The following is a 6,415-nucleotide window of genomic DNA, read 5'->3' as shown; positions in this document are numbered from 1 at the left end:
ATCCGGCAGGATTCCTCTGAGTTGCTGAAGCGTGGTAACTCCAGTTTCCCAGACCTGTCCGGTTGAACAACCTATTGAAACATCACACCTAGGGACCCTCTGCAAAACTCCCTGCCGTGGTTTTCGGTACGGATATAAACAAAGCCCTGCGATAAACAGGGCTTTGTTCTTCAGGACGCGAGCGGTGGGCCTGGGTGTGGAGCGGGGCGTCTAGCCCCGCTACCTTCGCAGCACCAGCCAGCTGAAGGCGCCCAGTGACAGCAGCGAGTAGATCAGGCCCGGAGCTGCGGCGGTGAGCATCGGGTGCCAGTTCTGCAGATTGCCGGCAAAACCAAACACATTGTTCAGCAGGAAGAAGCTGATACCCGCCATCACGCCGCCAAACACATAGCCGGTGATGCCGCCCGAGCGGAAATGCAGGTAGGCAAAGGGCAGGGCCAGCACCACCATCACCAGGCAGCTGATGGGGTAGAAGACCTTGCGCCACAGCTCGATCTCGTAGCGCTGCGCACTTTGCCCGTTGGCCTGCAAATGGCTGACATAGCGGAACAGGTCATAGGTGCTCATCTGGTCGGGCTTGAGCACGGCTGCGGCCACCATGCTGCTGGTGACCGTGGTGGGCCAGTCCATCTCTTCGATGTTCTTGACCTCGACCCGGGCCTGGCGCTGGTCGCCCAGGTAGTAGCGCTGCTCCTGGATATGGTGCAACTGCCAGACCCCTTTGCCAAATTTGCCGCCGGCGGCCGTCAGCTGCATCTGGATGCGGCCCTGGTCATCAAAGCTGTAAACGCGCACGCGCTGCAGGTCGCCCTCTGGCGATATGGCGCGCACGTTGATGGCGGCCATGCCGTCTTCGCGTTTCTCGCGCAGCCAGGCACCGGTGCGGCCGGTGCTCAGCTGCCCAAAGCGCTGTGCGCGTACGAGCTGGCTGGCCTGCTCGCCTGCGGGGGCTATGTAGTCGCCAATGGCAAAAGTCAGCACCACAAAGGCCAGACCAATGCTCAGCAAGCTGCCCAAGGCCTGCCAGGGGCCCAGGCCGCTGGTGCGCAGAATGGTGAACTCCGAGGTCTGCGCCATGCGTGCCATCACAAAGATGGTGCCGATCAGCACGGTAATGGGCAGCAGCTCATAGACGTGGCTGGGGATGTTGAGCGCCACGCTCAGAAGCGCATCCTTGAGCTCATAGGTGCCGGTGCCAATCCAGCGGAACTCATCGACCAGGTCGAAGAAAAAGAACAGCGCCAGGAAGGCTAGGGTGACAAAGCCTACGGTCAAGGCGATGTCACGGTAGATCATTTTGCGAAAGGTCTTCATGCGCGGCTCCCCTTGCTGCGCAGCCATTGCAAGAGTGAGAACTGCTGGTTGCGGCTGAGCAGCAGCGTCCAGGCGAGCATGGCGGTCAGGCCGTGGATGAGTACAAAGGACAGTCCCAAAGAGGCGCGGCCCGAAGACACCCAGTTCTGGGCAAAGGTCATGAGGTTGTAATAGACGATGAAAGCGAACAGCGCAAACACCAGGCTGCTGCTGCGGCCCGCACGCGGGTTGACGCTGGCCATGGCCAGGCCCAGCACCACAAAATTAATCGCAGCGATTGCCAGCCCCAGGCGGTAGCCCAGCTCGCCCAGCAGGCGCGGCTGGTCACTGGCGATCAACTGGCGGGTGGGGATGTTCTTGACGGCGCCCATGTCGTTGGGGTCGATGGTGGCGGCACTACCGATGCGCGTGCCGTACTCCTTGAAATCACTGACCTTGAGGCCCGGATTGTCCTTGCTTTTCTCGACGCGCTGGCCGTCGTTGAGCACAGCGACCCGCGCGTTTTCCTGCACCTCCAGGTGCGCGCTCTTGGCGCTGGTCACGGTGTCTTTTTTGTCCTCGTTGGTGACGATGAACACATTGCTGGCCTCCAGGTCCGAGCTGCGGTCACGGTCGATGAAAAACACCCGCGAGCCATCGGACGATTCCTGGAACTCCCCAGGCGCGATGCGGTCAACATCACCGCGCTGTTCATACTGGGCGCGAAGCTGCACAATCTGCTGGTTGGCCCAAGGCCATACCACCAAAGCCAGCACCGCAATGACCACCATGATCGGCCAGGAAAAGCGCATCAGCGGCCGCAAAAAGCTCAGCAGGCTTTGGCCGCTGCTGAACCAGACGGCCATTTCGCTGTCGCGGTACATGCGCGACAAGGTGGCCACCACGGCGATGAACAGGCACAGGCTCAAAATGGTGGGCAACTGGCCCAGCACGGTGTAGCCCATGACCAGCATCACATCGGAGGGGTTGACGCTGCCGCGCGAGGCCTGGCCCAGCACTTTGATGAGCATCATCGTCATCACCACAGTCACCAGCACCACCAAGGTGGCACCAAAGCTGCGGGATAGCTCTTTACGGATCGAGGAATCGAATAACATTGGCGAGAAGGAAAGCACCGATTATGAACTTTGAACTCAAAACTCTGGATTTGGCCTCGGCCGCATTGCAGTCCGGCGACCTGTTGATTGCACTGGTTGCTGACGAACAACCCAAAACCAGTGACGCATTGTCCACCCTGATTGCCCACGCGCAGAAAAATGGTGATTTTGAGGCAAAAACCGGCAAGTTGCTGGCGATGTATGCGGTGCCCGCTATCGAGGCCAGGCATTTGTTGCTGCTGGGCATCGGTGATGCCTCGCCCAAGTCGCTGCGCCAGGCACTGGCGGCTGTGGCCGGCCAGCTGACGCGCGAAGGCATTGCGCAGGTGGCGGTGGTGAGTGGCCAGGCGCTCAGCGAAGCGGCGCTCAACTGCCTGGTGCAGTGCCTGGCAGATGCCGCTTACCTGTACCGCACCACCAAGCCATCGGCCAAGGCCGTTGCGCTCAAGACCGTGGTGCTGGGTGTGCCCAACGCCCAGGAGCTGGCAGGCGCTTTTGACGTGGCCAAGGCCACCGTCCACGGTGTGGCTTTTGCACGTGAATGGGCCAACCGCCCCGCCAATTACGCCACGCCCAAGATGCTGGCCGATGCCGCCGAATCGCTGGCGCATGACAGCAAGCGCATCAAGTGCAAAATTCACAAACCCGAGGACGTAGCCAAGCTGGGCATGGGCGCCTTCATCGCCGTGGCCCAGGGCTCCAAAGAGCCACTGCGCTTTATCGAGCTGCACTACCACGGTGCCGACAAAGACAGCAAGCCGGTCGTGCTGGTGGGCAAGGGCATCACGTTTGACACCGGCGGCATCTCCATCAAGCCGGCTGGCGATATGGACGAGATGAAATACGACATGGGGGGCGCTGCCAGTGTGCTGGGCACCTTCCGTGCGCTGGCCGAGCTCAAGCCCGAGATCAATGTCGTCGGCCTGATCCCCGCCTGCGAGAACATGCCCGATGGCGGCGCCGTCAAGCCCGGCGATGTGGTCACCAGCATGAGCGGCCAGACCATCGAGATCCTCAACACCGATGCCGAAGGCCGTCTGGTGCTGTGCGATGCGCTGACCTATGCGGAGCGTTTTTCGCCCACGGCCGTGGTCGATATCGCCACCTTGACGGGTGCTTGCGTGATCGCGCTGGGCGCGCAGCGCAGCGGCCTGTTCTCAAACAACGACGCGCTGGCCGAGGCTTTGCAGCAGGCAGGCGAGCAGGCGCAAGACAGCTGCTGGCGCATGCCGCTGGACGACGAATACGCCGAGGGCCTGAAGACCAACTTTGCCGACGTGGCCAATGTGGGCGGTCGCCCGGCAGGTGCCATCACGGCGGCCAAGTTCCTGCAGCGCTTTGTGGGCAGCATGGCCTGGGCGCATCTGGACATTGCCGGCACCGCCTGGCGCAGTGGTGCCAAAAAAGGCGCCACCGGCCGGCCCGTGGGCTTGCTGCTGCAGTACCTGCTGCGCAGCGCCCAGAGCGCCGCCCCCGCTGAGCAGGCCAAGACCGTCAAACCCGCCAAGGCCAGCAAGCTGGACAAGGCCGTGGTCGAAGCCAAGCCCGGCAAGGCGGCAGTTAACGTGGACGGCGCTGACAAGGCTGACGCCCAGTAACAGCAGCAGCTTATGACCACCTCCACGACGGTAGCCTTCCACTTCAATGCGCCCAGCAAGCTCGCCTACGCCTGCAAGCTGGCGCGCAAGCTCCAGCGCATGGATATTGCGCTGGTGGTACTGGGTGAGCCAGCCATGGTGGCCCAGCTCGATGAGGCGCTGTGGTCCTTTGGTGGCGAGACCCAGTTTCTCGCGCACTGCCAGGGCGATGCCGATCCCCAGGTTCTGCAGCGCTCGCCCACGGTGCTGCTGAGCGCGCTGGGGCCGGCCTTGCCACACAGCCAGGTGCTGCTGAACCTGGGTGCGCAGATGCCCTCCGACATCGCCCGCTTCGAGCGGGTGATCGAGGTGGTCAGCGCGGACGACGAGCAGGACCGCGAGCAGGCGCGCAGCCGCTGGCGTGCCTACGCCGCCCTGGGTTACGCCATCGAGCGCCGTGATCTGGTGATGAAAACGGAGGACTGAGCCGTGAACGAGTCCAGAATTCCCCCCAAATTTGTTCCCACCTTGACCGAAGAGGCCCTGCAAGACGCTGCCGATGCGCTGGCCGCGCCGCCGGACAGCACAGCGCCAGCTGTCGATGTGCTGCGCAGGCGGCGCGACGCCGATGTGCCAGGGGCTGGCGTCTGGGCCCAGCCAACTGCCGATATTGCCGATTTGCCGACCTACAGCGGCTGGGCGCAGCAGGCCGATGCGGATTTGCCCTTGGGCAGCGGCGCGCAGGCCCTGGCTGCAACGGATGAGGCCCGGGCACAAAGCACGGTCCTGCCTCCCACGATGCCAGGTGCTGAAGAGGCCCAAGCTTTGCCATCGCTGGCGGGGGCAGGGGCGGTGGTTGATGACAGCGATGACCAGAATGCCGACACCCTGGTGCAGAGCTACCAGGGCGCGGAGGGCGTGGCGACGACGGATGCGACCAGCCACCTGGTCGAGTCGGCAGCCGAAACCGCCCAGGCGCTGGAAGAGGCCATCACGCGCCGGGTGACGCGGCGTGTGCAGGAGACCTTGGATGCACGCCTGTCCGCTGCGGTGTTGAAGGTGGTTGACCAGCAGATGGCCTTGCTGCAGTCCTCGCTGCAACTGGAGATCGACTCCACCATCCGCGAGGCAGTGGCGGACGCGGTGACCGAGATCTTGCGCGAGTCGCAGCCGCTGCAGCGCTGCAGCGCTGAAGTGTCTGCTTTTTGGCCTAAAAATGACCTGTTGAAATAACCGAAGGTTGTAAAGAACTAAAATTTCGGTCTTTGGTGGTGGCTGTCGCATCGCTTACAGTGCATCTATTCACGGTTTTTACAAGCGCCCGCTGAAAGCTGCAGGGCGCTTTCTTTATTCCAATGATTGAACTACGGGGTATCACCCAAACTTATCCGGGGAAAAACGGCCCGGTACAGGCGTTGCGTGGCATCGACCTGAGCATTGCCGCCGGTGAGGTGTTTGGCATCATCGGCCGCAGCGGCGCGGGCAAGAGCTCGCTCGTGCGCAATATCAACCTGCTCAACCGCCCGACCTCCGGCCAGGTGATCGTCAACGGCCAGGACCTGACCGCGATGGACGATGCGAAGCTGCGCAGCGCCCGCCGAGAGATTGGCATGGTGTTCCAGCACTTCAACCTGCTGTCATCGCGCACGGTGTTTGACAATGCGGCGCTGCCGCTGGAGCTGGCCGGACTGAGCAAGGCCGCGATCAAAAAGCGCGTGGATCCGCTGTTGGATTTGGTGGGCCTGGCTACGCTGAGCGACCGCTATCCCGCACAACTCTCGGGCGGCCAAAAGCAGCGCGTGGGCATTGCGCGGGCGCTGGCCAGCGAGCCCAAGGTGCTGTTGAGCGACGAGGCCACCTCGGCGCTGGACCCGGAGACCACGCGCTCGGTGCTGGGCCTGCTCAAGCAGATCAACAAGGAGATGGGGCTGACCGTGGTGCTGATCACGCACCAGATGCAGGTCGTCAAGCAGATTGCTGATCGCGTGGCGGTGATGGAAGCGGGCAAAGTGGTCGAGATGGGCTCGGTTATCGATGTCTTCACCCGTCCCCAGCAGCCGATCACCAAGAGCCTGATCGACGAGATCGTGCCCCAGGAGCTGCCTGCCAGCGTCATCGCGCGGGTACGCAGCCTCAACGGCGCGCTGGCCACCGGCCAAGGCAAGCTGCTGCGCCTGTCCTATGCCGGCAACCTGGCCTACCAGCCCATTCTTTCGCGCCTGATCCGCGATTTTGGCTTGGATGTGAGCATCCTCAACGGCCAGGTCGATGAGATCCAGGACCAGACCTTTGGCTTTCTGGCGGTGTATGCCAGCGGTGATCTGGCGCAGCTGAACGCCGCGATCACGGCGCTGCGCGCCTCCGGGGTGCTGGTGCAAGAAGTCAATACCGAGGCCTTGGCCGCATAACACCCGCAAAGAGGTCATC

At 62.7% G+C, this 6,415-nt stretch carries 6 protein-coding genes; 4 read left to right on the top strand and 2 right to left on the bottom strand.

Annotation, left to right across the window (positions count from 1 at the left end; genetic code table 11):
- Positions 1–219: 219 nt before the first annotated feature.
- Positions 220–1,314: an LPS export ABC transporter permease LptG gene (lptG, locus tag M2375_RS06885; RefSeq protein WP_259164754.1), complete on the bottom strand. Its 1,095-nt coding sequence runs from the start codon at positions 1,312–1,314 to the stop codon at positions 220–222.
- Positions 1,311–2,411, bottom strand: coding sequence for an LPS export ABC transporter permease LptF (gene lptF / locus M2375_RS06880; RefSeq protein ID WP_259164753.1), 1,101 nt, complete (start codon positions 2,409–2,411; stop codon positions 1,311–1,313). The genes lptG and lptF overlap by 4 nt, the downstream gene beginning before the upstream one ends.
- Positions 2,412–2,434: 23 nt before the next feature.
- On the opposite strand from lptF, the gene M2375_RS06875 reads away from it, so the two are divergent.
- The 4 genes from M2375_RS06875 to M2375_RS06860 all read left to right on the top strand — a co-directional run bounded on the left by M2375_RS06875 (position 2,435) and on the right by M2375_RS06860 (position 6,396).
- Positions 2,435–4,009, top strand: a complete 1,575-nt coding sequence (locus tag M2375_RS06875; RefSeq protein ID WP_259164752.1) for a leucyl aminopeptidase — start codon at positions 2,435–2,437, stop codon at positions 4,007–4,009.
- 12 nt (positions 4,010–4,021) lie between these two features.
- On the top strand, positions 4,022–4,474 hold the full coding sequence (locus tag M2375_RS06870) for a DNA polymerase III subunit chi (RefSeq protein ID WP_259164751.1): 453 nt from the start codon (positions 4,022–4,024) through the stop codon (positions 4,472–4,474).
- Positions 4,475–4,477: 3 nt separating this feature from the next.
- Positions 4,478–5,221 carry a hypothetical protein gene (locus tag M2375_RS06865; RefSeq protein ID WP_259164750.1) on the top strand — a complete coding sequence of 248 codons (744 nt, stop codon included), beginning with the start codon at positions 4,478–4,480 and terminating at the stop codon, positions 5,219–5,221.
- 122 nt (positions 5,222–5,343) lie between these two features.
- On the top strand, positions 5,344–6,396 hold the full coding sequence (locus tag M2375_RS06860; protein WP_259164749.1) for a methionine ABC transporter ATP-binding protein: 1,053 nt from the start codon (positions 5,344–5,346) through the stop codon (positions 6,394–6,396).
- Positions 6,397–6,415 lie beyond the last annotated feature (19 nt).

This window comes from Comamonas sp. BIGb0152 (assembly GCF_024809975.1).
Lineage (GTDB): Bacteria > Pseudomonadota > Gammaproteobacteria > Burkholderiales > Burkholderiaceae_C > Comamonas.
This window is presented reverse-complemented; position numbering and strand designations above follow the sequence as displayed.

Excerpts from the sequence above, each read along its gene's own strand:
- lptG (WP_259164754.1), bottom strand. The coding sequence starts at position 1,314 with ATGAAGACCTTTCGCAAAATGATCTACCGTGACATCGCCTTGACCGTA.
- lptF (WP_259164753.1), bottom strand. The coding sequence starts at position 2,411 with ATGTTATTCGATTCCTCGATCCGTAAAGAGCTATCCCGCAGCTTTGGT.
- M2375_RS06875 (WP_259164752.1), top strand. The coding sequence starts at position 2,435 with ATGAACTTTGAACTCAAAACTCTGGATTTGGCCTCGGCCGCATTGCAG.
- M2375_RS06870 (WP_259164751.1), top strand. The coding sequence starts at position 4,022 with ATGACCACCTCCACGACGGTAGCCTTCCACTTCAATGCGCCCAGCAAG.
- M2375_RS06860 (WP_259164749.1), top strand. The coding sequence starts at position 5,344 with ATGATTGAACTACGGGGTATCACCCAAACTTATCCGGGGAAAAACGGC.